The sequence below is a fragment of the Bradyrhizobium sp. LeoB3 genome, assembly GCF_055456055.1.
In genome coordinates this window covers 257,889-284,574 of sequence record NZ_JBVBEF010000001.1, presented here as the reverse complement: position 1 = coordinate 284,574, position 26,686 = coordinate 257,889, and the positions used below count along the sequence as shown (strand labels likewise).

The window sequence follows — 26,686 nt, the reverse complement described above, 5'->3', positions numbered from 1 at the left end:
TCATTCTGCGCCGGAGACCTCGTTCGTACTCGCCCAGATCTGGGATCGATCGCCGGGCAACACCCGTCTCGACGGCTGCCTTCATCACCGCTATTGGTACGGTATAGATCAGCCTCGGGTCGAACGGTGTGGGAATGATGTAGTCGCGCCCAAACGATAGCTTCCTACCGTACGCACTCTCCACCTCATCAGGCACCGCACTGCGTGCCAGTCCAGCCAAGGCCTGAGCGCATGCGATTTTCATCTCCTCGTTTATCGCGCGCGCCCGGACGTCCAGTGCTCCCCGGAACAGGTATGGAAAGCAAAGAACATTGTTGACCTGGTTAGGGTAGTCGGAGCGACCGGTCGCCACTATGGCATCAGCACGGATGGCCCGAGCTTCCTCGGGGGTGATCTCAGGGTCTGGATTTGCAAGAGCAAAAATAATTGGGTCTGCGGACATGCTTTCAACCATCCGACGGGTCAACGCGCCTTTTACAGACACTCCGATGACAACGTCGGCGCCTTCGACCGCCTCCTCCAGCGTGCGGGCAGTCGTGTCCGTCGCATGTTCGGACTTCCATCTATTCATTCCGTCAGTACGGCCGCTCCACACTGGCCCCTTCGAATCGCACAGAATGCAATTTTCCCGGACCGCGCCCATGAAGTTCAAGAGCTTCAGACATGCGATGCCTGCTGCTCCAGCTCCATTCAGCACGATCTTCACGTCTTCGATCTTCTTGTCAGCCAGATCAAGCGCATTGATAAGCGCTGCGGCACAGATCACCGCCGTTCCGTGCTGATCATCATGGAACACTGGTATATCCATTGTCTCTCTCAGCCGTTCTTCGATGAGAAAGCACTCAGGAGCCTTGATGTCCTCCAGGTTCACTCCGCCAACGTCGGCTGCATGAGGCGGACCGTTCTCACGATCTCATCGACGGCTTCCGTCTCAAGCTCGATGTCGATCGCATCGACGCCGGCGAACCGCTTGAACAAAGCCGCCTTACCCTCCATCACCGGCTTCGACGCAAGCGCCCCCAGGTTTCCCAACCCTAAAATCGCGGTACCATTGGTAACTATGGCGACCATATTGCCCTTCACGGTGTAGTCATAGGCGGTGTCGGGCCGTGCGGCGATAGCCAAGACAGGAGCGGCAACGCCCGGACTGTACGAAAGCGACAGGTCCCGTTGCGTTAGCATTGGCGTCGAGGACACCACCTCGTATTTTCCAGGCCATGGCTCGAGGTGATAGTTGAGCGCCTCGGCATCAGTGATCTCGTCTCTAATGATCAAAATTTCCATTCCTTCTTCGCTATCGGCAACATGCTGATCCCGGGAAGCGCGAAACAGCCTTCAAAGATCCCGCGCAACCTGCCGACATACGATCCACTCACGATCAGTAGTTACCCTAGTCGAATGCCACGAACTGCGATTTTTGCGGCGGACCGAGCGGGGCGCCGTCTGCCCATCCGTCCGGCTACATGAAACGATCGGCGCCCCCGGACGCCTCGATCGTGTCGCCCGTTACAAAGCCATTCCTGTCCGAACTTAGAAACGCTGCGATCGCGGCGATTTCCTGAGCGGTTCCCGCGCGGCCCACGGGGGTAAGCTCAGCCGAAATTCGCGCAATGACTTCGTCGTCCGACAGAGTGCTAAACTCCTGCCGCGCCCGTCGCACAGCCGGGACCATGTTGTTCGCCCAATTGTCCGTGGCGACGGCGCCGATCCCTATCGCGTTCACGAGTATGCCGTCTTTTGCCACTTCCATCGCCAGTGATTTCGTCAGGTTGTTGATGGCCGCGCTAAGAACGTGCGAAACGAACAACTTTGGATTGGGGTAAATTCCCCCGATGGACGACATGTTGACGATGCGCCCCCATCCAGCCTTTTGCATATGAGGGATCGCCGTCTTGCACATCCTTCGCATCGACGTCAGCTTGACGCCGGTCATCTCTTCCCAATCTTCCTCGCTCGAATTCATTAGGCCGCCGGCATGGGCACGCCCCGCATTGTTTACAAGGATATGCAATCCGCCAAACGCCTCGATCGATTTACCGACGATGAGCTCAGCTGACCCCGGCTTCGCCACGTCTGCTGCCAGAGAGGCGACTTTCGCGCCTTTACGTCCAAGAAGCCTTTCCGCAGCCTGGTTCAATCTGGCTTGGTTTCGAGCCACTACAAGAGCGGACGCCCCGTTTGCCAAAAGCTCGTCCGCGACGGCATATCCAATGCCTGCGCTCGCGCCGGTAACGATGGCAACTCGTCCTGCAATTCCAAGATCCATGAAATCCTCCTGATGTCAGTTCAGCGTGTGATGTTAGGCGGGAAGCGCTTTGCCTCGTGTCTCGGGCAGCAACAGCAACGCCGCGATCGCGAGCACGTACAGAGAAGCGAGCGACAAGACGGTGGCCTGATAACCGCCGAGCGTCGAGAACAAGAAGGCTGTCAGAATTGGCAAGGGGAAGGAGACCAACCGTGCAAGATTGAACACGACGCCGGATGCCGTCGAACGAATGCGTGTTTGGAACAACTCCGGCAGATAGATCGGCATCCAGGAAAAGACGCCCAGTGTAAAAACACCAAGAACGAACACGCAGCAGAGCGCGATCAGCAGACTCTGGGGCGCGAGATACATTAGCAACCCAGAGGCGATCGAGCCTAGAAACATCAGCAGCATGTATGGCTTTCGGCCGATCGCGTCAGCAATAAAGCCGGCGGCCACATATCCGATGATCGCACCGCCGTTGTACACCAGCGCGCTGATGCTTGCCCATGAGCTCGCCGTCAGTCCTTGCTTCGCGGCAATTGCACCGATGTACGGTCCGGTGAGCGCTGAGATTCCGTAGAATACCGAGACCGTGACAGTGGCGATGACAAGCGCTGCGAACGAATGCGTCAGAACTCGTCGATCGTCGAACATTTCAATGAGACTGAACCTGCGCTTCGTATGACTTGCTTCATTACTCGCAGCAGAGCCGTGGACTGCCTCCAACCACAGTTTCGATTCGCCGACCTCTCTCCGGATGTAGATCAGGAAAAATGCAGGCAATACGCCGATCAGGAACATCCAACGCCATGCATCGGCGCCACCGTAGGGCTGGATAAAGAGCCACAGTCCCGCGGCAAGGAAGAAGCCGAAGCCGTATCCCGATTGCATGATGCCTAGTGCTTTTGCTCGCGCCGACGCAGGCCACGTTTCAGCTACCAGTGCTGTCCCCGTGCTCCATTCCGATCCCAAGAACATGCCGGTGAGAAACCGAAAGGCGATCAGAGCGGTCAATGAATGGCTCAGAGCCGTAAGGGCAGTGAACGCGCAGTATCCCCCAATGGATATCATGAGCATCTTCCTCCGGCCGATGTAGTCGGCCAGGATGCTGCCGATCGTTCCACCGACCGCCCAACCCATAAGTGTACTTCCAAGCGCCGCACCAACGGCCAACCTCACTTCATCCGGCTTCGGGCTGTCCAACAGCGTCAGGACCGCCGCTCCTCCAACCAGAATTAAGGTGCTCGTTTCGAAACCGTCGAACATCCATCCGATGAAGCTGCTAAGCAGCGCTCTCTTTTGGACAGGCCCAATTTCATTCGGTTGCTCTATCTGCATGTATTCCCTCCTATGATTTGACACTGCAGCTCTTGGTGACTGCTCGCAGATGATCGTTCTGAGAGGAGTTGCCCTCCCAGTCCTTGTGTCGACTATTGCTGTTACGAGCTCGGCGCGACGCTGACGTCGGCCGGAAGCGCGCTCAGTCCAGCGCTCCGGTGCGCATGCGGCGGTTAAAGACCGGCAATTTCAACCCGAACACCTCGAAGCGGCTGAGTATGAGGAGAAGAAAGCCAGAAGCCCCCTCTCGATTCAGGCGCCCCACATCACCAGCCAATAGCGCAGCGCGCTCTTCGTCGCTGAATGGCATAGATGAGACGGCAGCCTCGGGGCTCTCGAGAATCTGTCTTCGGAACTCTCTGTCGTGCAGGACGCGGCGACAAAGCGTATGGATGAGATAGATGTTCATGGCCGCTCGCTCCTGATATTCCAAGCGGCAAATGCGTTACCAAGGGCAGGTTGATTGATGAGGATTTGGGGAGGGCTTGCACCTACAATCCCCAGGGCAATAATCCAACTGAGAAGCTCTCCTGCCACGTTACCCGCTGCGAGCATTCTCGCCTCAGTTGCCTGGGCTATCAGTTCATCATGCTCACACCGCGTGATCCGATCTAGCACCCATGATGCCCAAGGCGGATCAGGAATGCCGAACGTCTTGTCTACATCAACCCGCGGCCCTCCGATCTCGAGGCTGAGTGACCCACTAGCGACGATCGCAACACGAACGTCGCTATCCCAAGTACGGATGGCGGCTGCAATAGCGCGCCCTAATGCATAGCATCGCCTCGAGGTTGGCAGGGGCGGAACCACGCAATTGATGAAGATAGGAACGATCGGCAAGTTCATTGCCGGCGTCAGAAAGTGCAATGGCACCAATGCGCCGTGGTCAATCTCGAAATCGACTGATGAGGTAAAGTCGAATCCCTCTTTAATCAGATGAGACAAGACGTATCGGGCCACGTTCGCCTCGACCTTAAGGTCGTACCACGGCATGCCAGGGGTTTGATCGTTGGGACCTGAGGTTGTCTCGGCAATTCCGATCGCAAAGGTTGGCCAATTATCAAAGAAGAACGTGTTAAAGTGATCATTGTTGACGGTGAAGATGACGTCTGGCTTTGCCTGATCCAGATGCTGCTTGATCTGACCAAAAAAGCGCGACGTCTCAGAGCGATCGCCATTGAGCTGAACCTCGGCGACGAAGCTGGGCGTATGCGGCACCGCATAGACCCCAACTAGCTTAGCCATGATCCCTTCACTCCTCCCGCTATGCATCTTCGTTTTTCGCCACGAGCCATGGCGTCTCAACATACGCATCGGTAAGCGAGCCGCGTCATCAGGGGCTAGTAGACCGCGCTTCAGATGTCTGAAATCTTTCACTACGCCGGTTCGCGAGAAGCCACCCCGCCGCGAAAACCACGGCCACAGGACCAAGGCCCCACAAAACCGACGCCGAGCCCCGCCGCCGCTGCGCCGCAACAAGGATCACTCGGCACGACGCAATCGTTGGACTCGTCACCGATCTCGCGAGGGTGGTTGGACGACCATTTGCGCTTTCGGAGCGTCAGAGAAGCTTGGTTGGCGGCTTGCGCCGCATTCGAAGCGGTGCCGAACTATCCCTTACGATTGCTGCGAAAGGCGGTTCCCGCGCGTGATCCACACGGCAATGGTGGGACCGACGACTGCCACTACGCAAAGGGCCGAAAGCACGGCGCTGATCGGCCGCGTGACAAAGATCGTGAGATCCCCGCCGCTCAGGAACAGCGTTTCGCGCAACGCCTTCTCGAAGATCGGTCCGATCACCAAGCCGAGAATCATCGGCGCGAGATCAAAACCGATCTGGCGCAAAACCGACCCGACGACTCCGAAGCCGACCAGAACGCAAAGGTCCCAGTAGCTGTTTCGCATCGTGTAGACGCCGATGAAGCTGACGGCGAAAATGAAGGCGATCAATGTGTATTGCGGAACGCGCAGCAGCCGGACCCACATCCCGACCAGCGGCAAATTCAGGGCGAGCAACGCCACATTTCCGATATACATGGACGCGAGGAGGCCCCACACGACGTTTGGGTGTTGGGACAGCAGCAGCGGCCCGGGCTGTATGCCTTGAACGATAAGCGCCCCGAGCATCAACGCCACGTTCGGCGTGAAAGGAATCCCGAGACTCAGAACAGGCACCAGCGCGGAGGTTGCGACCGCATTGTTCGCCGCTTCCGGCCCGGCAAAGCCCTCGATCGCTCCCTTGCCAAACTCGTCCCGGTGCTTTCGGGCGATGGCCTTTTCGACTCCGTAGGAGGCGAAGGTCGATGTGAGAGAGCCCGGGCCGGGCAACAGTCCGATAAGAAAGCCGATGCCCGACCCTCGCACGATGGCTGGCCATGCACGCGACCACTCGCGGCGCGTCGGGATCATTTCCCGCAAACGCACGGTGGTGGCACGCGGAAATCCTTCGTTCGAGGCGAGGACGTGGAACAGCTCGCTCAGTCCGTACAGGCCCAGTGCGACCGGTACGAGATCAAAGCCCAATGCCAACGTACTCGTGTTGAATGTAAAGCGCGTGTCGCCACTGACGGCATCGACGCCGATCGTCGCCAGAGCCATGCCGATCAAAAGCATGAGCATGTTCTGGGCTGGATCGTTTCCAGTGATGCGCACCAGCGTCAAACCGCCCAAAAGCGCCAGAAGGCAGAACTCTGGAGACGAGAAGCGCAGCGCAACGTCGGCTAGCAGCGTGGTGAACAGGCTGAGCCCGACAATGCTGATCGTTCCGGCGATGAACGATCCCACGGCGCAAATCATCAAGGCAGCGCCGGCTCGTCCCTTTCTCGCGAATTCGTAACCGTCGATCGTCGTGACAATAGATCCGCTTTCGCCGGGGATCCTGAGGAGGATCGCCGTGGTCGATCCGCCGTACATGGCACCGTAGTAAATCCCGGCCAACATGATCAGACCGGTCACTGCGGAAAAATGGATCGTGATCGGCATCAGGATTGCCATCGCGCCCAGCACGCCGAGACCTGGCAGAACGCCGGTGGCGGTGCCCACAAGCGCCCCGAGCAGTGCGGCCGCAATGTTCACGGGCTGGAGAGCCACGGCGAACCCGCCAAGCATGTTACCGAGCAGATCCATGGTCAGCCCCTGAAAATGACAGTGAGAAGGGAGCCGAACGGCAGCGATACCTTCAAGCCCAATGAAAAGACAATCCAGAATGCAACAGGTGTTGCCGCGCTGAGAACGATGGCACTCGTCCATGGTGCGCCGGCAAGACGTCCCATCAACAGGAGGAAGATCCCGGTCGTCAGGAAAATCCCAAAGAATGGCAGCCCGACGATGAACATCACGCAAAGGAAAAAGGCGACCCCGACGCGCAGCGCCGCGCTGCCCCGGGGCCAGGGACCGAGATCAGCAGATACGCCGCGGTTACGAACCGTCACCAATGCGCCGAATAGCACCCAGCAGACCGCCACCAGGACGGGTACGGCGCCGACGCCCGTTCCCGGTGGGTCGCCCATCGGCAGTTCGATGGCCTGATAGAGATAGAACAGTCCCGCGACCGTCAGGATGAGCGATGTGAGCCTGATTCCGGTGGTCGATGCCGGAGCATTGGCCGCTGTCGAAGCCTCGGTCTTGATGACTATCGCCTGGTCCATCTGCGGCCTACTTTCCGCTCGGAGTCGATGGGGCCGTGGCGTTGAATATCTCCGTGAACTGACGGGTCATCTTCTCGCCATCGGTGAATTGCACCTGAATGTTCTGAGCGGAGAGCACCCGCATAAAGTCGGGATCGGACACGGCCTGCTTCACGGCCTCGACGAGAACGCGACGTTTGGCCTCAGGAATTCCCTTCGGAGCATAGACCACGTAGTCGCTGGTGGTGACGACGTCGTAGCCCAGTTCCTTGAACGTCGGGACATCCGGGTTCGAACTCATCCGCTCGGGACCGAACACCGCCAGCGGACGCGCTTTTCCGACTTCGATCTGAGCCTTCAGCCCCGGCCAGGTGAGCGCCGCAAGTTCGGTGTTCTTTCCGAGGAAGGAGGCAACGCCGTCCGCATCGCCGCTATAGGGGACGAACCTCACGTTGATGTTCGCCTTCTTGGCGAAAGCGTCCCAAGTGTACTGATTGATTCCGCCCGCAATGCTGGCGACCTTCAGCTTCCCGGGGTTCTCCTTCGCGTACTTCACCACGTCATCCAGCGTCTTCAACGGCGAGTCCGCCTGAATGCAGATGGTGTTGTAGACGATGCCAATGCCGCCCAGAATATCGTACGTGCTGGGGTTTCCCCAGGACAATCCCTTGACCGTATGCACGGCGATCGTCATCGGACTGTTCGTTGCGACACCGATCTGGTATCCGTCCGGCTCGGCCGTGACGACTGCGGTGACACCGCGCGTTCCAGCTCCCCCGGCAATGTTCTCAATCGCAACCGGTTGCTTGAGCGGCTTTTCAAGTGCTCGTCCGAGCGCGCGGGCAATCGCGTCCGATCCGCCGCCAGCGCCGTAATTGACAGTCAGGGTGACCGGCTTCGTAGGAAACGGGTCGTCGGCAGCTTGCGCGAGAGACCCGGCAGGGGAAAGACTGGCAGCGATGGTCATTACAACTAACATGCGCATCTTGAGTGATCCTCGAATTGTCCGACGAATGATCTAAGGCCGGCTATCGACCAAGCGCGCGCTCAACTCTGGACGCGCAAGTTCGCCCTTATCCAGGAGCCGTTGACCCAAGATCCAGCGAGTGTAACGATATTTTGATCATCACTTGTGTACAAGCACAAAACTTGTTCGCAAGCGCAAAACTTGCAAGCAGTGCCTGGCGATTTTGAAAGCGCCGTGCCGTCCCGTCAGCGGGTGTGCATGAGTTCCGCCGCATGCATCGACGAGACAAGCGGGTCGACAACGCCTATCTCGCCGGTCAAGCGTCCCTCCACCAGGGTCAAACACCCGACACCGAAGCGGCCTTCATTGTGGGTTCCGTTTCCATGTCGACCTTAAAGCCCTTCGCGGACAAATCGCGACCGAGGGTCTCTGGAAGCAGAAGAGAGGCGATAATGAACACAGTCGCAGCAGGAAGGGCCACCGCAACCATGCCGTTGAGCAAGCTTCCACCGAAGTGAGCGGCCGCAAGAGGCACAATCACAGGCGCTATGCTGCCGAGCCCGCGACCGCCCATATAGAACGTCGACACCGCCGTCGCACGCAGGTTGACCGGATAGAGCTCGGATATCCAGACACCGGTCACGCCCAGCGCCACATTGCCCATGCCGAAGCCGATGTAGAGCCAGAACATCGGCCATTCAGTCTTCGATCCGGCGTAGAGCTGGCTGCCCCAAACGGCCATACCGACCAGAGACCCGACCCAAAACAGCGCGGGCACAAGCGCTCCGAAGCGGCGGCCAGCCCTGTCGTTGAAAAAGCCGTTCGCGAGATAGCAAATGCCGCTGACCACGGAGAGCAGAACTGCCGTCGTGCGAACAACATCACCCGGCGTATGCATATCCCGCAGCAGCAGCGTCGGCATAAAGGAGACGACGCTATAGTAGCAGAGCATGTAGCTCATCAGCCATACGAAGGCGATGACGGTCTGCCGTGCCAGCCCGTTGCGGAATAGATCCGCAAGCGGAAGTGTACGAGCTTCTGCAGTAGCCCGGCCGGCCTTGCGTTGCGCCTCATACTCCAGCCAGATCTTGGATTCAGGCATGAAGAAGCGAATGAAGATAATCAGCAGGATGGGTACGCCGCCACTCAGCAGGCCGATGCGCCAGCTCCACTCGTCGCTAAACGTCGCAATCAGCCAGATGCCAACGATTGAAGCTGTGGATGACGCGATCACAGCACAGCCTTGAAGGGCAGCCGCACCAAAACCGCGGCTGTTCTTCTTCCAGGCCTCGTTGAAGAGCACCATGCCGACGCCGTACTCGCCGCCAAGACCAATGCCGGTGATGAACCGTAGCACGGCAAGAGACCAGTAATTCCATGCGAACGCCGAAACGATCGCTGCAACCGAAAACAATGCAATTGTGAGTTGAAGCGAGGTCTTTCGGCCAAGTCGATCACCGATGACGCCGAATAGCGCTCCGCCGATGGCCGATCCGAACAATGTGAGAGCTTGCAGCGAGCCGACCTCGGTCAACGATAACGACATCGATCGCTGAATCGCAGGCAAGAGGAACGGAAATATCAGAACGTCGTAGAAATCGAGTATGTAGCCCAGCATCGCTGAGATCATAATCGAATACCGTTGCCCCGGCGTGTAGTCTTCCGAACTCGAGATGGTTGCCGACATGTGACGCGTTTCCTGTTGGAGGATTGAAGTCGATAGACGTGCCCGAGACGCTTGCCGCGTCTTTGAGAGTCGAAATGCGACTTCGGCATCGTTGGGAGTCGCGAACGCGGCTCCGGTATCATTCGGAGACGCATTCGCGACTCCGGGTTGCGTGCTTGATGTGCAGGGCCTAGCGGCCCGGCGCCCTCAGCTCCGGATAAGCAAACTCGCCCTTGTCGAGGATGTGGATATCGTCGAGCCACAGGCTGCAGCCGCGAAGCGGGATGTCCAAATGACACGGCGTGTCATTCGTACCGCCGAGCTCCGTGTTCGGCCCCGTCGAGAACAGGACGTTTCCGTAGAAGGAGAGCGCATTCATGATGTGCTCCGACGACAGCTCCTGGGAAGCCGCGATGTGGTGCCAGGCGGCACGCTCGTTCGACCCCCAGCCGATATGCGAGATCGCCCAGCCGCGCGGATCGCCGAAGCTGTCGATATAATTCTTTATGAGCAGTGCGTCGGTGCCTTCGCCCTTGAGGTCGACGATATAGCCGTCCTTGATGGTCAGCGTGACCGGCGACTGGATGTAACGCTTGAACGCGCAGACGATGTCACCGGGCATCAGCACAACCGTGCCGTTGACCTCGCCGTCGGTCGCCTGAGTGAAGGCAAAGCCTGACGGGAAGTGATCCCAGCGCCCAGGCTCATCCGTGTATCCGTATTCGGAAATGACGGGGTATTGCTTCAGGCCATAAGTTACGTCCGTTCCGCCCGGCGACGTGATCCGCATTTTGCGGGCCGACTGCAGGAGGGTTCGAGAGAGCTCCGTTCGCCGGCGCAGATCTTCAGTCGGGAACATCTTCTTGAGGATGTGGAATGGCTCCATCACGCGCAAGATGCGCGTGCCCGCTTCCTGAATTTCGAGCTGCTCACGAGAGAACAGCAACCCCAGGAGATCGATCACCATATCGACGCGCTTGAGCGTATCGATCGCCGGCTGGTTGCCCGTGAGCGCGTGCCGGCCCTGCAAGCCCGCGACCTTGCCCTGGCCGTATTTGGGCACGTTGAGATGAAAGGTCGTTGCGCCCAGGCTCTGCGCGGCCAGCATGAAGGCCTGGGCGTATTCCTGCTGATCCTCGCCGCCGCTCAGGACCGCAACGACTTCGCCCTTCTTCACCTTGCAGAGTGCCAGCTCGGCCTTGAAGAGCTCGAGCATTTCAACATCAACGATTTGTCGGGACATCTTCACTGATCTCCTGTTTGCCGAACCTAGACAAGCGGCCGTCGAACCGATCGCGCGGTCGCGCTAGAAGCTCTTCAACGATCGAAAGGAAGCCCTCGGTATCGTCGATTTGCATTTGGTGACCGGCGCTTCGCAGCGTCCTGATCGCGATTGACGGCAGCAATCCGCGAATTTCTTCTTCATCTTCGGGCAGAATGACCCCTCCTCGCCCCGCGACGATCAACGCGGTCGGAACGCTGAGATGGGCGAGGTCGCGATGAATGTCATCGTGATGAAAGCCCTTGTGGCTCTCGATGAGCGCACGCTCGTCGCAGGTATGCATCCACTCGGCCCGGGTGCGGATGTGCTGCTCGGGCCACCGCGGAGCAGAGGGGCTTCGCAGCGCCGCGTCGGCTTCTCCGCGCTTCGCGCTTTCAAGCAATTTGAGAAGCGGTTCGATCGGAATCGGATAGGCGCGACGTCCAGGACCTGAGACCGGCGGGTCGACCAGTATCAGTTGCTCCATGGACGATGGGCGGCAACGTGCGGCGCGGATCCCGATGCGTCCACCCATCGAGTGGCCCAGCAGCGCGTAAGGGCCCATTCCGAGCTCTTCAGCGAATCCGATGAGGTCGGATGCGCATGCGTCGAGCGAATAGTCGAGATGCGGGCCGCTTTCGGAAAGGCCGCGACCGCGGACATCGAGCACGAAAACGTCGTGTCCGGAGCACAGACGCTCTGCGATGAAGGCCCATTGCGCCGCAGTCGTCGAGATGCCGGGGACAATGATGACCGCCGGCCCGGACCCGCCGAACCGCAGATAATGCTGCCGAATGCCGTTGGCACGCACATGCGCGCCGTAAAGCAATCCGGATGCCGCGGCGCCGCTCACGTTCTCTGATCCTCTGTGTGGTCATCCGACAGCGCGTGAAGCCGCTCGATAGCGGCCTGCGTCGGCATGACGTCCGCGTATTTGCTGGCGATATCGAACAGGTTGATGGCGTGGGACGTGGGCGAGCGGTCGTAGACGGCGTCGCTCGGCACAATTGATTTGAAGTTCAGCGCGCACGCATCCACGACCGAGGCCCGCACGCAGCCGCTGGTCGTGCAGCCGGTCACCACCAGCGAGTCGACGCCGGCACCGATCAGATACGTCGCAAGCGGAGTGCCGAAGAACGCGCTTGCCTGAGTCTTCGGCAGGAGCAACTCGCCGGGCTCCGGAGCCACCTCGCGGACAAAGTCATAGCCCTCAGGCGGGATCCGCATGATACCCGGAATCTTCGAGGAGAACGCGCCCTGGTCCTGGCCCACCTTCCGTGCGACATGCGGGAAAATCACCGGCCACTTCTTCTCGCGAAACAGCCGCACCAATTCGGCGATGTGTGCGATGGCGTGCCAACCGGCTTCGCCGCAGCTAGTCGGGTATTGCTTGATCGCTTCGCGGATCGGCATTGGCCGGTTGCCGACCGAGCGATACTGCACGTCGATGACCAGCAATGCCGGTCGTTTGCCGAATCCCGCCGCGCCACCCAGCCCGGCGAGGGCATAGGTCTCGCGCTCGTCCAGCGGTATCACATCGTCCCAGGGCTGCTTGGTGCCAGTCACGGCTGCGCTCCAGCGGTCACACTCGCGGGCATGTCAGTGAAGCGGCACGGTGGTCGCGTCGTACCGGTAGATCCAATCGTACCGCGCGGCCGTCGCTTCCGGCGCCCACTGGGTCTCGATGTAGTCACCCGCCGTCTCCGGCTTGCTCAGCGCCTGGTTATGGAAGATCGGCAGCATGCCGGCCGCGGACTTCGTGACCATGGTGGTGCGATCGAGCCGCAGGCCCTGATACGTCTTGAATGCCACCGCGATGTCATCGGGATTCTCCTCGAAGCAGCGGGCGAGGACGGATGCATCCTCCAGGGCCATGTTCACACCCTGCCCGAGGTACGGCAGCATCGAATGACAGGCGTCGCCGAGCAGGGTGATGCGTCCCTTCGACCACGTACCCAGCGACGGCCGCACGAACAGGCCCCACTTGTTCAGGGTATCCACGTTCCTGACCAGCTCGACGATGTCCGGATGCCAGCCCTCGAAGTCCTTCAGGCAGTCCTCGACCGAGCCCTTCTCCGACCAGGATTCGAGCAGCCAGTCGTTATGGTCGACCTGGCCCGAAAAGGTCATCATGACCGTGTTCTGCCAGCGCACCGGATAGGCCGTGACGTGGGCGGTGGGCCCGATCCAGGTTGCCACCTCGGGTTCGCGCTGGTGCGGCGCGAGGCGGTCGACCGGCACGAGACCACGCCAGGCGATGGCCTTCGTGTACTGGCTCTCGATGTTGCCGATCAGGCCAAGACGGACCTTCGAATGAGCACCGTCAGCGCCGATCAGGGCGCGCCCTTCGACTTCGGAGCCGTCAGCGAGCTTGGCCCGAACTCCTTCGTCGTTTTGACTGAACCCGACAACGTGGGCGTTCAGATGAATGGCGCCCGGCTTCAACTGGCGCACGCCGTCAACGAGGATCTTCAGCAGGTGAGCACGCAACAGCAAATAGGGCTGGTTGCGCGCCGCGTCGGAGCTGCGGTTGTAGAGGGGCCACCTATCACCGGTGTTCCAGAGCCGGATCGAGCGTCGCTCGGCCGCGATGCAGTTCTGCTCGACCTGTTCGGTGAGGCCGAGATCCCGAAGAACGCGCACGCCGTTCATGGAGATCCAAAGACCCGCTCCCACCTCGCGCAACTCGGACGCTTGCTCAAATACATCACAATCGATGCCGCGACGAAGCAGCGATAGCGCCATCGCCAAGCCGCCAATGCCGGCGCCGGCAATGAGGACGCTTGATTTATTGACCTGTTCAATGCTCATGACATCTCCAAACGATAATTGCGCTGTCTCGCAACGGGTTAGGCGGCATCTTCGGAGACTTGCTCGGCGGCAAGGCTCCTTACGGCCTCGAAAATCTTGGTGTAGCCGGTGCAACGGCAGAGGTTGCCGTGCAGGTAGTGACGGATTTGTTCGTCGGTCGGGTGCGGCGTTGCCTTCAACAACGCTGTGACCGCCATGATGAAGCCTGGCGTGCAGAAGCCGCACTGAAGGCCCCCGTGAAGCACGAACGCCTTCTGAATCCGTGACAGGCCATCGGGCGGCGTCACGCCCTCGATGGTCGTGACCTCGCGCTGATCGACATCGACGGCGAGTGTGGTGCAACTCGAAATCGGCTCACCGTCGAGCAGAACGGTGCACGCGCCGCACACCTCCATGTCACAGGAACGCTTGGTTCCCTTCAAGCCAAGGCGATCCCGGATAAGGTCGATCAATAGCGTATGGGTTGGAACGTCGATCGCGATCGCCTGACCGTTCAACGAGAATGAGATTGGCAACACATCTGTCATTTCACGCGCTCCCGGCCGCGGCGATCGCCTCTTCCGCGTTTCGCAGAAGCAAGACACCCGCAAGGTGGCGCTTATAGTCGGCGCCGCCATGCCGATCCTCGTTGACTTCCAGCTCACCCAGCGCCGTCGGGAGCACCGCCTCGATAGCCGGGCGGACTTCGGCGACGGATATGCCCTGGAGGACATCTTCGATGGCCTTCAAAGGCTGAGGTCGAGAACCGAGCGCTCCGACCCGCACACGGGCGCTTCTGATCGTCCTTCCGCCGGCGCCCAGCGACCAAGCCATCGCGACATTTACCGAGGGCCTCTCACCATGCTTGAAGCGCCGATAGGTCACAGGTCCGGTCGGGCGCGGAAACACAATGACCGTCAGTAGCTCATCCGGCTCCCGCACCGTTTCCAGCTCACTCCGGATGAAATCGTCAGCGTGAACGACACGCGTGCCGCCGGGGCCATCAAGCACCAGCCGTGCGTCCAGAGCCGCGAGCATAGTCGGCGGATCGGCGTGGGGCTCTCCGAAGCACAGATTGCCTCCGATCGTTCCGACGCTGCGGACCCTGACGTTCGCGACGTTGGCACAGAGCGAGGACAGCGCCGGCACATGCTCGCGAATAACAGGATCACTGGCGATCTTGTTGTGCGTACAGCGCGCACCGATTTCGATGTCATTCGCATCGTTGAAAACAATGCGATCAAGTCCAAGGATTCCCTTGATATCGATAAGCCGGTCCGTATGGATGACGCGCATCTTCATCGCCAGCAGCAGTTCGGTTCCGCCGGAGTAGAACATGCCGTCGCCGGACTCTCCGACCGCACGCACGGCGTCGGCGATTGTCGAAGGCCTCTCGAATGCGAAGGGTGAAGGCAGCATGATCAGGCCGCGCCCAACATTTCTTTGAGTCGCTTCTCGAACTCCTCGAAGTTCTGATCGACGCGACGCTTGATGACGCCGAACCCCATAGTCGCGAGGCGACCTTGCACGTCGACCTTCGCGTCCACTGCGAATGTGGACCCCGCCCCTTCCGGCGTCACGGTCACGTCGAGAACAACCGCCAGCCTCGTCCCGGTGATCTTGTCGCGACCCGTGGCGCGCGTGCGGACGTGAGACGGCTCCGTTATCGATTCAACGATGATGTCGGCCGGGACCTCGAGCTTGAAGGGGCCGATCTTCTGTTTGACGGTCGCTTTGTAAGTTGCAAGCCGCTCGATTTCCTCGACGTTTTCGCAGCCGGGGATGCAACCCGATATGCGAGGGACGTCGAGCAGCGTGCTCCAAAGCTCCGCCGGTGTCGCTGGCACCACCATCGACATATTGAATTCCATGAATTCAGCTCCTCTTCTGCAGGGCGCGCCATACCTTTTCGGGCGTCATTGGTAGGTCGGTGATCCGAATGCCGTAGGTGGAGAACAGCGCGTTGGCGATCGCTGGCGCGACCGGAAGGATCGCCCCCTCGCCCATTCCCTTGGCGCCGCCTGGACCAGGACCGTCGCCGTGTTCGACAAGGATGGTGTCAAACACGGCAGGAACGTCGGAGATGCGCGGTATCGAATAATCGATCGGCGTCGCATTGATCGGCTGGCCATCCTCGAACTCCAGCACTTCATAAAGCGCGTGTCCGAGGCCCATGATGGCAGCTCCCTCGTCCTGCCCTTCCGCCGCGACGCGATTGATCACGCGGCCGACGTCAGCGGCGCTGGCATATCGGCGGACATGGATCTCGCCGGTGTCTTCATCGACAACGATTTCAGCGAGGCCCGCGGAAGTCTCCCAGAACAGAGGGGACTCGACCAGGGCGCCCTTGTTCGAGCGCGGCGTAATCGCACCGCGGCCGATGACCTCTCCCGAGTCGACACCCAACGTGCGGTGAAAAATCTGATGGAAAGTGAGAACCTCTGATCCGGTCGAGACACCGCCCTCAACAAGCGACAGGTTCTCCCGGGGAAGCTCCCAGACGTCAGCAACCATTTCGAGGATCTGATCAGCCGCGTCCAGTGCGGCATTTTCGACGGAAAGGCCGACGACAACGGTCGATCGGCTTGCGCCTGTGCCCCAATCGTAAGGGGCGACGGAGGTATCGGTGCGCAAGACGGTTACCGCCGAGATCGGCTGCTTCAAGGTCTGCGCCGCGATCCGCCCCATGGTCGCGTGCGCCCCCTGGCCGACTTCGATGCTGGAGACCGAAACGAGGATCGACCCGTCGATCTTGAGACGTACGATCGCGTTACTGATCGGCGTATTGGCGGGATCGGTTGCGGCGACTGCCAGTCCGCGCGCCTGCCGGTTGGACGCCTTCACCTCCGATGCGAACGACTGGGTCACCCGGCCCATCAGATCGCTCATATCCATATCGAGCGGCCGCAAATCGGGTCGGATGCGTTCTCCGCGGGACGCCAGGTTCAGCAACCGAAACTCGGCCGGATCCATGCCGATTGCCGCCGCGACATTGTCCATGTGCGATTCTTTGGCCCAAACAGCTTGCGGCCCCCCGATCGAGCGGAAAGCCGCACCTGGAACGGTGTTCGTGTAGACCGCACACGCCTCGAGGCGCAGATTGGGCACCACGTAAGGGCCGATAATGCGATTTGCCGATTTCGTGGCGACCGCTGAGCCTGTGTCGGAATATGCCCCGCCATCGAGCAGCAGTTTGGCGGTCTTGGCGAGGATCCGCCCCTTGGCGTCCACCGCCGTTCGAATCGTGATGTCGGCGCCCAGCCTTCGGCAGGTGAGCATCGATTCGGCCATGGATTGGGCAACGCGAACCGGGCGCTGCACCTTCCACGAAGCGGCCGCAACCAACGGCTCGATCTTCACCGAGGCCTTGCCGCCAAAACCTCCGCCGACAAACGGAACGATGACGCGGACCTTGGCCAACGGCAGTCCGTAGAGCCGCGACAGCACTTTCTGAACAGCGGTCGGCGTTTGTGCACCTGCCCAGACCGTCAGGGAGTCCCGCTGGAAATCCGCAATGACCGCATGCGGCTCCATTGCAAAGTGAGAAATCGCCGGGAAGGTGAAACGGTCTTCGTGGATGTAGGCCGCGGCCGCCTCCGCGGCGTCAACGTCTCCGACGTTATTCCGGTAAGTGTGGAATATATTGCTGTTCTGGGTCGGCCGGGCCCCGCCCTTGAAGTAAAAGTCTTCGAGATTTTCGTGGCGCTCATGGATGAGCGGCGCATCTTCCGCAATGGCTTCCTGGATGGTCGTTGCGCGCGGAAGCTCCTCGTATTCGACATCGACCAGTTCTGCGGCATTTTCCGCGATCTCGATCGTCTCCGCGATCACTACGGCGACGGGTTCGCCCACATATCGCACACGGTCGGTGGCGATGATCGGCCGGTCCTTGAGCACAACGCCCCAGCAACCGAACGAAGCGACATCTTCGCCGATGAGCACGTCCACGACGCCGTCCATCGATCGTGCAGCGCTCGTATCGATCGAAACGATGCGGGCATGAATGGCCGGCGAGCGAACCACAAACCCATGCAGCATTCCGGGAACCGTCAGGTCGGTCACGTACTCGGCGCGCCCCGTGACCTTCTCAATCAGGTCGGGTCGAACGGAACTCATGTTGTCAGTTGCCGACATCCGCACATCCGATGGTATCTGGATGCCTCCGCCGAAGATTGCAGGGCCTGCTTGGCTCCTCACGAAAGCAATCCGCGGACGCTAAGCCATTTATCACTCGTATGCAAGTGCTACGCTTGTACACAACTGATGAGATCGTGTGCATCGGCCCGAGAATGGAGACAGGGCGCGACAAGTCGCTTGCACCCAATGTTCACCGCCACGCGGTTTCAATTCTTCGATGTCCTAGATTTCAGCGCCCGGAAGCCGATGCGCCGGAAAAGGGGCCAGCCATCGCCGAAGCGCCTCGACGCGGCAGAGCGCGATAAAGCAGACTGAGGTCGAACAAAGATGGATTCCTGAGTTCAACGAATGTAGACAATCGACCGGCGCCGAAGACTTTCGGAGCTGAACAGTCACACTCTTCTAAAAATGAGCTCAGGCAACGTACCGCGAGGGGACGAAAGTCGTGCAATCGAAAACAAAGGCGCGCTCGGCGGAGAAGCTGAAGCAAGCTGTACGGTCCTACAGGCTGGATGACGCACCGGGCTTCTTATTGCGCGTCGCGCTCCGTACTCACACGTCCATCTTTGCCGCGAAGATGATTGAAGAACTAACTGCACCCCAATTCTCAACGCTGGCGAAATTGAGAGAGGTCGGACCTTGTTCTCAAAACCACCTAGGACGGCTGATTCACTACGACTCAGCCACAATCACCGGCGTTATCAATCGTCTCAAATCACGCGGCCTGATCAAGAGCTCCAAGGATCCCTTGGATCCAAGACGGCGGGAAATCGATTTAACTGAAAAGGGCACGCGGGTAGCGGATGCCGCGATCGAGACTGTTGGTGAGATTTCAAGCGAGACATTCGCTCCCTTGACCCGGGAAGAATTTCGAACGCTTACCGAACTCCTCAAGAAAATCATACGCCGCTGAACCGGCAGTGGTCCACATTGACGATCATCGATGAGCCGAATCGTTGGCCAATCGTTTCAGCCGACTGCGGTGAGACAAGATGGCCCGGCGATGGAGCCGGGCCAAGTAAAGGGAGGAAGCGAAAGATGGTGATCTCTCGCGAAACGCCGAATGCGGATTTCGATCGAAGACAGCTCAACGAACGATCTCAGCAGCAGAACTATCAGACATTCCGCACAGCACTTTGTGCTGAAGACGATGCCACTGCATAACTTTTCCGGCATCTCCATCGCACAGATCTCAGTCACATACCGACTCCGACACTGCCCCGCGAAGATATTCTCTGAGTGGCTATCCTCAATTGTTTCTGCGTAGCGTGCGGATAATCTTTGTTCTGAAGCGCGCCAGGTCGAAGAAAAGTTTTGGCACTCTCTTAACCGCAACCGCTTTGCCATCGATTGCGAGATGTAGAACTCGGACCAATCTAGCGAGACCGATTTCCATAAATGCCTCCCGAACATGTAGGTCATTGGCTATCGTGAGCTGGTTGTTCACTACGACGATGGACGACGCTAGATCAGGCTCCCTCTCCAGAACGAAGTCTCGGCATGCTGCCGCAAACTCCTCCTCTTGAGCGCTCAAAGGTATGCTGAAGACACTCCGAGCATTTTCCGCCATATTCCGGGTCCTTTATGCCAGCCGGCGGCGGGACAGCCGCATGCCGCCTTTCGCTTTTCGATTTCTAATGGCTCACCCGCTTCGGCGCTTTCTTCTCACTCGGCAACACGTCCGTGCAAACACCTTCATAGATTTCCGCAGCCATGCCTATCGTCTCTCCAAACGCAGGATGCGGATAAATGGTGTTGCCGATATCAATCGCATCGGCGCCCATCCCAGCTATATCTCTCCGATCATGTCGCCAGCGTGCGGGCCAACGATGACGCCGCCGACAATGCAATGCGTCTCCTGGTCGAAGATCAGCACTTCGTCATTCCACGATTGCGCATCGGCACCCTTAATCAGCGATCGATGTGAAGGGTCATTCTCGTTGGTTCCAGCGAACTCCTTCCTTGGTAGCATTGAGTTGCCCGGCATGTTTTGCCGAAGATCCAACCCATTTGACAGAATGCGCAGCTAAAGGGGGCGCGCTATCGCCTATACCCGGCATTCTCTGCCGCACCGCGCATAGGAGCAGAGCCGATAAGAACTCTTCTGCACGGAGACGGGTGAAACGCGCCATTCTGCCGCGGCCGGATTCGCACGCATGAATTGCAGTCGCTTTCGTCGCGCAACTGGGTCGAGGCTCTGTCAACGATCCGCAGGCAGGATGCCAAGCGGCGACCGCGACCACCAGGGACCGATCGCCTCGCGGCCGCGCGCCGGACGGGCCGCATTCAGTGTTCTGCCGCGAAATTTTTCCTCCGCCGCCCTACTTTTCCGTGACGATCATGTTTCAGCGAGCTATCCTTTGAGGGGATCCTTCGCCTTATCGCCGCCCGACAGATTGGAACTGCAGTTTCAACGAGTGAATTCGATGCGCAAGTCACCCGCTTTTGAAACGGATGACGGCTTTGCCCGAATGAATTTGCCGGACCTTCGGATCAATTACGATCCGATCGATCCAGACCAGTTCGACCGACCAGTCGTCTCCTTCTGCCTCGAGACAGGTCAGGACAACGACGAGCTACCACTTCATTCGCACAAGAAGGGGCAGCTGGTGGTCGCCTCTCATGGATCGGTCATGTGCCGTGTACCGGGCGGATTATGGATCGTTCCGCCGCAGGGTGCCGTATGGATACCCGCCGGCGTTCTGCACAGCAACTGCGTGTCAGACAACGGAAAAGTCTACGTCGTCTTCATTGATCCGCAGGCAAGTACGCTTCCAACTACCTGCTGCACATTCACGATATCGTCGCTCGTCCGCGAGTTGATACATCGATTGTCCGTATTTCCGCCCTTGTATCCGATCGAGGGACCGACAAGTCGACTTGGGCGCGTATTGCTCGACGAACTGGTGCAGATGTCCACCGAACATATGTACCTACCTATCTCCTCCGATAGTCGACTTCAGCATCTGGCCGCCTCCCTTCTCAATGATCCTGCCGATCGGAGTACGGTCGAGGAGTTGGCTGCTCGATATGCGATGAGCGAGCGCACATTCGCCCGTCTGGTATTCAAGGAAACCGGGCTGACGTTCGGGCGCTGGAGACAGCGGCTCCACATCTTAGTTGCGTTGCAGCGACTATCGGACGGATCTTCCGTCCAGGCCGTGTCACTCGATCTGGGCTATGAAACGCCTAGCGCCTTCATAACCATGTTCAAGAAGACAATGGGTAAGAGCCCCCGTCGCTTCCTCGCTGAGCGGTCCAGCTTCGCCAGCCGGGAGCCGTTCGTATAACGCGCTAATCGGAGAGTCAGAGAGCTCGACCATCGAAGAGCTGCGGCCCCGGTGCGATTGTCGGGGCCGCCTCCCATTTCTCGTTTACCGCGCGCTGAACGGAACCAGCGGATACTGCAGTTCCGCCTCCGCAACGGCCCGCGGCGAGACCACACGGGGCCTTCCATTCTGGGCCTGCAGCATGGTTATGTCGCTTCCCATATTCTGGCCGGTAGCATCAAATTTGATCTTGCCGCTCGACATCAGGAACGGCGTCATGTCAGTCGCCTTGAGCGCAGCATGGATTGCTGCAGACTCCGGGGAAGCTGCGCGGGTCACCGCATCTCCGACAATCTGCACGGCTTCGAACGCGCATCCCGCGTTTCCATCGAACCAGTCATTTGGATAGTCGGCGGCGAACCGCTTGAGAATGGCTTCGGTGTCCGGTGCCTTGGGGTTGCACCACAAGCCCGTCGCGATTCCGCCGTCGCCATATTTGCCCAGCGCGTCGTAATACGCTTTGTCCTGCACGCCGTTGGAGTTCGGCGAGAAGATCATCTTGGGATTCCACCCCTGCTTGATGCATTCCCGGATGATCATGATGGCGTCATTGACGCGCGTCACCGAGACGAGCGCATCGGCCCCCGACGCCTTGGCCTTCGCGACCTCAACCGAGAGGTCCTTGGCCCGCTCGTCATACGGAACGTACTGAGCGATCTTCACCGGAACGTTCTCTTCCTTCCAGGCCTGATCGATGCTTGCCGCGGTCGATTGGCCCATCGTGTTGTTGAGATGTAGAACGGCAACGCTCGTCGGCGGATCCTTCAGCGTCGACAGGACCGACTTCAAGTCGGCGAGAGACTTCCTGACGATCGTCAGCGACGTGGGGTAGTAGCGAAAGACCTGGGTGAACCCTTGCGATGTCACCTGGGTCGCGCTTGCGATATGCACCACCATCGGAACGGCCGCGGCCTCCGCGGCCTGAAGCGCCGAGATGGTTGCTCCTGAGTCCCAGGCTCCAATGAGTACCGTGCAACCTTGCCTGATGAGGCCTTCGGCGGCGATTCGCCCGTTCTCCGGTCTGCTCTGCGTATCCGCATGGACGATTTCGATGTCGATTCCGAACTTCTCTTTGGCGAACTTCGCACCAACGTTGATACCGCGCACGCAAGCCTGTCCGGGGAACGCCAACACACCGCTGCTGGGCATGATCGCGCCGACTCGCACCTTGGCGGGGGTCGCCGCCTTGACCGGCCACGATACAAGCCCGGCAGCGATGGCAACGCCACTGCCGAGTACGGTGCGGCGCGTTATCCCGTTTCCGATGCGATTCTTCATGTGATGTCCCCTTCTGTTGACTGCAATGAATATTGAGACGGTTCGGTAGGAAACTTTATGGACAACCGTGCGCGTTGAAGCTCGAAAGCTGCTGCGAGGCGCGCCCGACACGTATGATTTGCGTAAGCGGCAATGGTTCAGATCACATTCCCATCTCGGTCTTGATCAGGTTCTCTTCGGTGTCGTCGTAAAGCGTATCGATCAGCGACCGGTATCGTTCCATCAGTTGCTTTCGGCGCTTTTTTCGTGTCGGCGTCATCACGCCATTCTCCGGAGACAGCTCCTCCGGCAGTATTCGAAAGGCCTTGATTTGCTCGGCTCTCGCCAGCCGGCTGTTTGCCTTGGCAATCTCGCCTTCAATCATTCGGACGACCACCTCGGAATTCGCCAGGTCCGAATACTGCGCGATCTTGAGATCGCGCGATTTCGCCCAATCCATCGTCGCGGTCGCGTCGACTTCGATCAACGCGGTGAGATACTTCTTTCCTTCTCCAATCACCGCCGCTTCGGAGATGAACGGACTATGCCGGATCTCGTTTTCGATCTGGGTCGGGCTAATTGACTTCCCGTTGGAGGTATTGATGATTTCCTTCTTGCGATCAATCAGCTTGAAAAGCCCGGTCGGCCCGACTTCGACGATATCTCCGGTATAGAGCCAACCGTCCCGCAGAGCCGACTTGGTTTCCTCGGGCTTGTTCCAGTATCCAACAAAGAGTCCCGGTCCGCGGGTGATCATTTCCCCGTCTTCAAGAACCGCTGTCTCCCACGCCGGATCCTGCAAAGGCACTCCGACGGTACCGGCCTCAGGCCATTCTGCCATCTGGACCAGGTTGGCTCCGACCAGTTCTGTCTGGCCGTAGCACTCCTTGAGCTGAAGTCCCCACAATTGCCACAGAGACATCAGTTCGGAAGGCATCGCCGCCGAGGACGTGAAGGCAACCGTGAGTTCTTCGAATCCGACTTCGGCAAGCAATGGACGGAATATCTGTTTCCGGCAGACCTCGAAGAGCCCGGATATGAAGGGGTCTGGCTCACCACCAGCCTGACGATCGTCAAGCGCCTTGCGGGCGATCTTCATCGCGAATTGATAGTCCTGCTTCTGCCTCGCAGATCCGGAATGGACCTTGCTGAGGATCTGCGTGGCAAACCGCTGGTAGAAGCGGGGCGGTGCCATGAAGTAAGTCGGCTTCACTTCCTTGATCGTTTGAGCGAAATCCGCGCTCGTCTCGCCAAAATACGGAACCATTTTTGCGATCAATGGCATTGTCGTGGCTTGCGCGCGCGCAACGGTGTGCGACATCGGCAGATGGACGACAACGCGATGCGTGTCGGTGCGCATGCGCGTGGTAAACGTCGTCACGCAGTGCGCGCCGGCGAGCAACGAGAGATGGGTCAGCATCGCACCTTTCGGGAAGCCTGTAGTGCCCGAGGTATACCCGATGCTCGCCAGATCACTGGCCTTGGCTTTCGCCGCCTGCTCCCGCAAAAACGCGTCGGTGTCGACTGGAGCCGTCCCACAAAATTCCTTCAGGGAGACGACATTTGCCGCTCCGCCGGCCCCGTTCCATGCACCATCCAGCATGATGATCTTTTTCAGCTTTTCAGCCTGGCCGGATCCAAGGACGATGCCCAGCTGAAGCTCGCTGCCAACGAAGGCAAAGGACGCTCCGGAATCGCTCAGATAGTAGCCGACTTCTTCCGGCGATGAGGTAAAGTAGACACCGACCATTACTGCGCCGGCGCAGATCGTCGCCATGTCCGCAAGCAGCCACTCCTGGGACACGTCCCCCATGATGGCGATGCGGTCGCCGCGCTCGAGCCCGGCTTTCTGCAGGGCGACCGCCAGGCTCGCGACCCGATCCGAATACTGCTTCCACGTCACGGCGATCCACTCGCCGTGACGCTTCTGATGATACGCGACCGTGTCCGGGCGTTCCGCTCTTCGCGCGCCCAGAAGCTGCGGAATGGTCACGTCGACGAGTTGAGCTCCCGACGTAAGGGATTCGACGTTCATCTTATCGCTCCGCGAAGCGCTTCCGCTTCTCCGCAAATGCGGCTACAGCCTCACGACGCTCTGGCGATGCGAAGGTAAGCATCTCCAGCGCGGCCGAAGTATCGAGAAGCAGGTGTGCGTACTGCTTGATGATCTTGTTGACGCTGTATTTCGTCCAAATGATCGATTCCTGCGGGCCCCCCGCAAGCATCTCGGCGTATTCGATCGCAGCGTCTTTGACGTCCCGGTTCGAAATGACTTCGTTGATCATCCCCATCGACGCCGCCTTCTCTGCGGAAATGAAATCGCCCGTCATGAGATAGTGTTTCGCGCGCACAGGCCCCATCAAGAGAGGCCAGATCACCGCACCACCGTCGCCCGCAACGACGCCGGCGGTTACGTGCGTATCAGCAAATCGCGCGGTCGGGTTTGCGAAGATGACGTCGCAAAACAAGGCGAGCGTTGCGCCGAGGCCGACGGCAACGCCGTTGACCGCCGCGATGAGCGGTACCTCGACTTCGAGCATATTGCGGATAAGGTGACGTCCGCTCCTTGTCGGCGACGGAAGCTTGCCCTTGTCGAGCGACTTCTGATCGCCGCCCGAACAGAAGCCGCGTCCCGCACCGGTCAGCACGATCGCACGGACCGACTTGTCCTTATCGAGATCCACGAAGACCTGCTCCAGTTCTTCGTGCATGTCCCAATTGATCGCGTTCAGAATTTCCGGCCGGTTCATCGTCACGACGGCAACGCCGCTGGCGCGCTTCTCGATGATCAGATACTTGTAGCCATGCTGTTGCATTGGTCTTTCCCTTTTATTTCTTTGCGAATTTACTTCTGAGGCCGCATAGCTCGAATTTGCCCGAGGATGTCTTCCGTGGGCCGCACGACGTTGTTTCTGTCGTTGAAATGGGGAATCACATAGCGCCCGACCATCTCGATCGCTTCCATGATCTTCTCGTGATTCACCGAATCCAGATGAAGAAGCACCTCGTCGATCCCGAGCGCCTGGAACTTTTCGATCTGGCGAATGACGGTGTCGGGGCTTCCGCAGACCGTCGTCGCGGAGTGGTTAAGCAGGTAGTCCCAGTCCTTTGCGGCACGTTCCATCGCTGGGACGCTTTCGCTCATGTACGCATAGTCATCAGCAAGTTTCGCCAGGCGGGGATACGCGTCGGTGGAGATCCTCGCATAGTGCATCAGAGGCTCAGCGTAGTCGTCCTTCGCCTTCTGGTCCGTGGGGCCGATGCCGAAGAAGAGCGGAATGCCGATGCGAGGACGCTCAAGCGGGCCGAATTCGTCCCGTCTCCAAGCACTGCGATACGCGTTGATCAGCCTTTCCTGGATTTCCCATCCTTGGTAGATATTGCTGCTCATCACGGCCAGCCCTTCGGAGCCGGCCCAGCTGTGACTGCGTTCGCTGGTCGCGGCAATGCCGATGACCGGATGCGGCTTCTGAACCGGCTTCGGGACAAGCATTCGCGGTGGAATCTGGTAATATTTGCCTTCGAAAGTGAAGATATCCTCGCGCATCGACTTCTTCAGAAGCGCGAGACCTTCCTCCATCTGCGCAAGCGTTTCACTTGGATCGACATTGAACGCGCGCATTGCGATGGTCGTATTGGCACGGCCGCCGTAAAACTCCATGCGGCCATGGGATAGGATATCGATGACCGCCAATCGCTCTGCCGACCGCAAAGCATGATTGATCCTGTGCGGCATCAGGGTAACCGCGGACCGCAGCTTCACGCGCGACGTCACTGCGGCGAGGTAGCCATACACGACTTCAGGCGCTGAGCTCGAGATGCCGCCGAGCGCTACGTGCTGCTCGGAAAGCGCGACGCAGTCGAACCCGACCTTTTCCGCGAGGCGCACCTCGTCCACCAATTCATGAAGTCGGCGAGCATAGCTCTGCCCGACCTGGGTTTCTTGCTCCGACCAAAACCCGAACGTAAGTGCCATCTTTTAAATCCTCTGGGAGATTCGAGATCGGCACACCGTTTCATAGGCGGAGCAACATTTTCGTCCGAATGCTGGTCGTCGTTACATAACT

The 26,686-nt window shown here is 59.2% G+C and carries 24 protein-coding genes and 1 pseudogene; 2 read left to right on the top strand and 23 right to left on the bottom strand.

Features of this window, described 5'->3' with window-relative positions:
* Window positions 1–4: 4 nt before the first annotated feature.
* From ACZXDY_RS01270 to ACZXDY_RS01190, 17 genes and pseudogenes are all read right to left on the bottom strand, one after another.
* A pseudogene (locus tag ACZXDY_RS01270) lies at window positions 5–1,284 on the bottom strand (malic enzyme-like NAD(P)-binding protein); the annotation flags it as partial.
* A 175-nt stretch (window positions 1,285–1,459) separates the two neighbouring features.
* The gene (locus ACZXDY_RS01265) at window positions 1,460–2,266 is read right to left on the bottom strand and encodes an SDR family NAD(P)-dependent oxidoreductase (protein WP_464344146.1); all 807 of its coding nucleotides are present in this window, start codon (window positions 2,264–2,266) and stop codon (window positions 1,460–1,462) included.
* Between the two features lie 33 nt (window positions 2,267–2,299).
* Entirely contained in the window at window positions 2,300–3,586 is a 1,287-nt protein-coding gene (locus tag ACZXDY_RS01260) for an MFS transporter (protein ID WP_464344145.1), read from the bottom strand.
* 142 nt (window positions 3,587–3,728) lie between these two features.
* A complete protein-coding gene (locus tag ACZXDY_RS01255) occupies window positions 3,729–3,995 on the bottom strand; it encodes an aromatic ring-opening dioxygenase LigA (protein WP_028161659.1) in 267 nt (88 codons plus the stop codon).
* Window positions 3,992–4,831, bottom strand: a complete 840-nt coding sequence (locus ACZXDY_RS01250) for a DODA-type extradiol aromatic ring-opening family dioxygenase (RefSeq protein WP_464344144.1) — start codon at window positions 4,829–4,831, stop codon at window positions 3,992–3,994. Before ACZXDY_RS01250 ends, ACZXDY_RS01255 begins: the two co-directional genes overlap by 4 nt.
* Window positions 4,832–5,203: 372 nt before the next feature.
* On the bottom strand, window positions 5,204–6,694 hold the full coding sequence (locus ACZXDY_RS01245; protein ID WP_464344388.1) for a tripartite tricarboxylate transporter permease: 1,491 nt from the start codon (window positions 6,692–6,694) through the stop codon (window positions 5,204–5,206).
* A 20-nt stretch (window positions 6,695–6,714) separates the two neighbouring features.
* On the bottom strand, window positions 6,715–7,233 hold the full coding sequence (locus ACZXDY_RS01240; RefSeq protein ID WP_464344143.1) for a tripartite tricarboxylate transporter TctB family protein: 519 nt from the start codon (window positions 7,231–7,233) through the stop codon (window positions 6,715–6,717).
* A gap of 7 nt (window positions 7,234–7,240) precedes the next feature.
* Window positions 7,241–8,179, bottom strand: coding sequence for a Bug family tripartite tricarboxylate transporter substrate binding protein (locus tag ACZXDY_RS01235; protein WP_464344142.1), 939 nt, complete (start codon window positions 8,177–8,179; stop codon window positions 7,241–7,243).
* 337 nt (window positions 8,180–8,516) lie between these two features.
* A complete protein-coding gene (locus ACZXDY_RS01230) occupies window positions 8,517–9,866 on the bottom strand; it encodes an MFS transporter (RefSeq protein ID WP_464344141.1) in 1,350 nt (449 codons plus the stop codon).
* 169 nt (window positions 9,867–10,035) lie between these two features.
* A complete protein-coding gene (locus tag ACZXDY_RS01225) occupies window positions 10,036–11,088 on the bottom strand; it encodes a M29 family metallopeptidase (protein WP_464344140.1) in 1,053 nt (350 codons plus the stop codon).
* The gene (locus ACZXDY_RS01220; protein ID WP_464344139.1) at window positions 11,069–11,959 is read right to left on the bottom strand and encodes an alpha/beta fold hydrolase; all 891 of its coding nucleotides are present in this window, start codon (window positions 11,957–11,959) and stop codon (window positions 11,069–11,071) included. The genes ACZXDY_RS01225 and ACZXDY_RS01220 overlap by 20 nt, the downstream gene beginning before the upstream one ends.
* The gene (locus tag ACZXDY_RS01215; protein ID WP_464344138.1) at window positions 11,956–12,672 is read right to left on the bottom strand and encodes an isochorismatase family protein; all 717 of its coding nucleotides are present in this window, start codon (window positions 12,670–12,672) and stop codon (window positions 11,956–11,958) included. Before ACZXDY_RS01215 ends, ACZXDY_RS01220 begins: the two co-directional genes overlap by 4 nt.
* A 33-nt stretch (window positions 12,673–12,705) precedes the next feature.
* Window positions 12,706–13,917: an FAD-dependent monooxygenase gene (locus ACZXDY_RS01210; protein ID WP_464344137.1), complete on the bottom strand. Its 1,212-nt coding sequence runs from the start codon at window positions 13,915–13,917 to the stop codon at window positions 12,706–12,708.
* A 38-nt stretch (window positions 13,918–13,955) separates the two neighbouring features.
* Window positions 13,956–14,444, bottom strand: a complete 489-nt coding sequence (locus ACZXDY_RS01205; RefSeq protein ID WP_028161651.1) for a (2Fe-2S)-binding protein — start codon at window positions 14,442–14,444, stop codon at window positions 13,956–13,958.
* A 1-nt stretch (window position 14,445) separates the two neighbouring features.
* The gene (locus ACZXDY_RS01200) at window positions 14,446–15,315 is read right to left on the bottom strand and encodes an FAD binding domain-containing protein (protein ID WP_464344136.1); all 870 of its coding nucleotides are present in this window, start codon (window positions 15,313–15,315) and stop codon (window positions 14,446–14,448) included.
* Window positions 15,316–15,317: 2 nt separating this feature from the next.
* A complete protein-coding gene (locus ACZXDY_RS01195; RefSeq protein WP_456646250.1) occupies window positions 15,318–15,755 on the bottom strand; it encodes a CoxG family protein in 438 nt (145 codons plus the stop codon).
* 16 nt (window positions 15,756–15,771) lie between these two features.
* On the bottom strand, window positions 15,772–18,030 hold the full coding sequence (locus ACZXDY_RS01190) for a xanthine dehydrogenase family protein molybdopterin-binding subunit (protein ID WP_464344135.1): 2,259 nt from the start codon (window positions 18,028–18,030) through the stop codon (window positions 15,772–15,774).
* Window positions 18,031–18,478: 448 nt separating this feature from the next.
* Between ACZXDY_RS01190 and ACZXDY_RS01185 the strand changes: the two genes are divergently transcribed.
* On the top strand, window positions 18,479–18,946 hold the full coding sequence (locus ACZXDY_RS01185; RefSeq protein ID WP_464344134.1) for a MarR family winged helix-turn-helix transcriptional regulator: 468 nt from the start codon (window positions 18,479–18,481) through the stop codon (window positions 18,944–18,946).
* Between the two features lie 721 nt (window positions 18,947–19,667).
* On the opposite strand, the gene ACZXDY_RS01180 is transcribed toward ACZXDY_RS01185, so the two are convergent.
* Window positions 19,668–19,817 (bottom strand): hypothetical protein, encoded by a 150-nt coding sequence (locus tag ACZXDY_RS01180; RefSeq protein WP_464344133.1) that lies wholly within the window; start codon window positions 19,815–19,817, stop codon window positions 19,668–19,670.
* A gap of 5 nt (window positions 19,818–19,822) precedes the next feature.
* Entirely contained in the window at window positions 19,823–20,020 is a 198-nt protein-coding gene (locus ACZXDY_RS01175; RefSeq protein WP_464344132.1) for a hypothetical protein, read from the bottom strand.
* Window positions 20,021–20,252: 232 nt separating this feature from the next.
* Between ACZXDY_RS01175 and ACZXDY_RS01170 the strand changes: the two genes are divergently transcribed.
* Window positions 20,253–21,323, top strand: a complete 1,071-nt coding sequence (locus ACZXDY_RS01170; RefSeq protein ID WP_245287145.1) for an AraC family transcriptional regulator — start codon at window positions 20,253–20,255, stop codon at window positions 21,321–21,323.
* A gap of 84 nt (window positions 21,324–21,407) precedes the next feature.
* On the opposite strand, the gene ACZXDY_RS01165 is transcribed toward ACZXDY_RS01170, so the two are convergent.
* The 4 genes from ACZXDY_RS01165 to ACZXDY_RS01150 all read right to left on the bottom strand — a co-directional run bounded on the left by ACZXDY_RS01165 (window position 21,408) and on the right by ACZXDY_RS01150 (window position 26,595).
* A complete protein-coding gene (locus tag ACZXDY_RS01165; RefSeq protein ID WP_464344131.1) occupies window positions 21,408–22,640 on the bottom strand; it encodes an ABC transporter substrate-binding protein in 1,233 nt (410 codons plus the stop codon).
* A 142-nt stretch (window positions 22,641–22,782) separates the two neighbouring features.
* A complete protein-coding gene (locus ACZXDY_RS01160; RefSeq protein ID WP_464344130.1) occupies window positions 22,783–24,654 on the bottom strand; it encodes an AMP-dependent synthetase/ligase in 1,872 nt (623 codons plus the stop codon).
* Window position 24,655: 1 nt separating this feature from the next.
* Window positions 24,656–25,435 (bottom strand): enoyl-CoA hydratase/isomerase family protein, encoded by a 780-nt coding sequence (locus ACZXDY_RS01155; protein ID WP_028161642.1) that lies wholly within the window; start codon window positions 25,433–25,435, stop codon window positions 24,656–24,658.
* A gap of 29 nt (window positions 25,436–25,464) precedes the next feature.
* On the bottom strand, window positions 25,465–26,595 hold the full coding sequence (locus ACZXDY_RS01150) for an LLM class flavin-dependent oxidoreductase (protein ID WP_464344129.1): 1,131 nt from the start codon (window positions 26,593–26,595) through the stop codon (window positions 25,465–25,467).
* Window positions 26,596–26,686: the final 91 nt, after the last annotated feature.

Coding starts and splice junctions, on each gene's coding strand:
- ACZXDY_RS01150 (WP_464344129.1), bottom strand. CDS start 26,595: ATGGCACTTACGTTCGGGTTTTGGTCGGAGCAAGAAACCCAGGTCGGG.
- ACZXDY_RS01210 (WP_464344137.1), bottom strand. CDS start 13,917: ATGAGCATTGAACAGGTCAATAAATCAAGCGTCCTCATTGCCGGCGCC.
- ACZXDY_RS01260 (WP_464344145.1), bottom strand. CDS start 3,586: ATGCAGATAGAGCAACCGAATGAAATTGGGCCTGTCCAAAAGAGAGCG.
- ACZXDY_RS01230 (WP_464344141.1), bottom strand. CDS start 9,866: ATGTCGGCAACCATCTCGAGTTCGGAAGACTACACGCCGGGGCAACGG.
- ACZXDY_RS01235 (WP_464344142.1), bottom strand. CDS start 8,179: ATGACCATCGCTGCCAGTCTTTCCCCTGCCGGGTCTCTCGCGCAAGCT.
- ACZXDY_RS01200 (WP_464344136.1), bottom strand. CDS start 15,315: ATGCTGCCTTCACCCTTCGCATTCGAGAGGCCTTCGACAATCGCCGAC.
- ACZXDY_RS01160 (WP_464344130.1), bottom strand. CDS start 24,654: ATGAACGTCGAATCCCTTACGTCGGGAGCTCAACTCGTCGACGTGACC.
- ACZXDY_RS01165 (WP_464344131.1), bottom strand. CDS start 22,640: ATGAAGAATCGCATCGGAAACGGGATAACGCGCCGCACCGTACTCGGC.
- ACZXDY_RS01240 (WP_464344143.1), bottom strand. CDS start 7,233: ATGGACCAGGCGATAGTCATCAAGACCGAGGCTTCGACAGCGGCCAAT.
- ACZXDY_RS01180 (WP_464344133.1), bottom strand. CDS start 19,817: ATGGGCGCCGATGCGATTGATATCGGCAACACCATTTATCCGCATCCT.
- ACZXDY_RS01195 (WP_456646250.1), bottom strand. CDS start 15,755: ATGTCGATGGTGGTGCCAGCGACACCGGCGGAGCTTTGGAGCACGCTG.
- ACZXDY_RS01255 (WP_028161659.1), bottom strand. CDS start 3,995: ATGAACATCTATCTCATCCATACGCTTTGTCGCCGCGTCCTGCACGAC.
- ACZXDY_RS01175 (WP_464344132.1), bottom strand. CDS start 20,020: ATGCCGGGCAACTCAATGCTACCAAGGAAGGAGTTCGCTGGAACCAAC.
- ACZXDY_RS01155 (WP_028161642.1), bottom strand. CDS start 25,435: ATGCAACAGCATGGCTACAAGTATCTGATCATCGAGAAGCGCGCCAGC.
- ACZXDY_RS01245 (WP_464344388.1), bottom strand. CDS start 6,694: ATGCTTGGCGGGTTCGCCGTGGCTCTCCAGCCCGTGAACATTGCGGCC.
- ACZXDY_RS01205 (WP_028161651.1), bottom strand. CDS start 14,444: ATGACAGATGTGTTGCCAATCTCATTCTCGTTGAACGGTCAGGCGATC.
- ACZXDY_RS01250 (WP_464344144.1), bottom strand. CDS start 4,831: ATGGCTAAGCTAGTTGGGGTCTATGCGGTGCCGCATACGCCCAGCTTC.
- ACZXDY_RS01225 (WP_464344140.1), bottom strand. CDS start 11,088: ATGTCCCGACAAATCGTTGATGTTGAAATGCTCGAGCTCTTCAAGGCC.
- ACZXDY_RS01190 (WP_464344135.1), bottom strand. CDS start 18,030: ATGTCGGCAACTGACAACATGAGTTCCGTTCGACCCGACCTGATTGAG.
- ACZXDY_RS01170 (WP_245287145.1), top strand. CDS start 20,253: ATGCCAAGCGGCGACCGCGACCACCAGGGACCGATCGCCTCGCGGCCG.
- ACZXDY_RS01265 (WP_464344146.1), bottom strand. CDS start 2,266: ATGGATCTTGGAATTGCAGGACGAGTTGCCATCGTTACCGGCGCGAGC.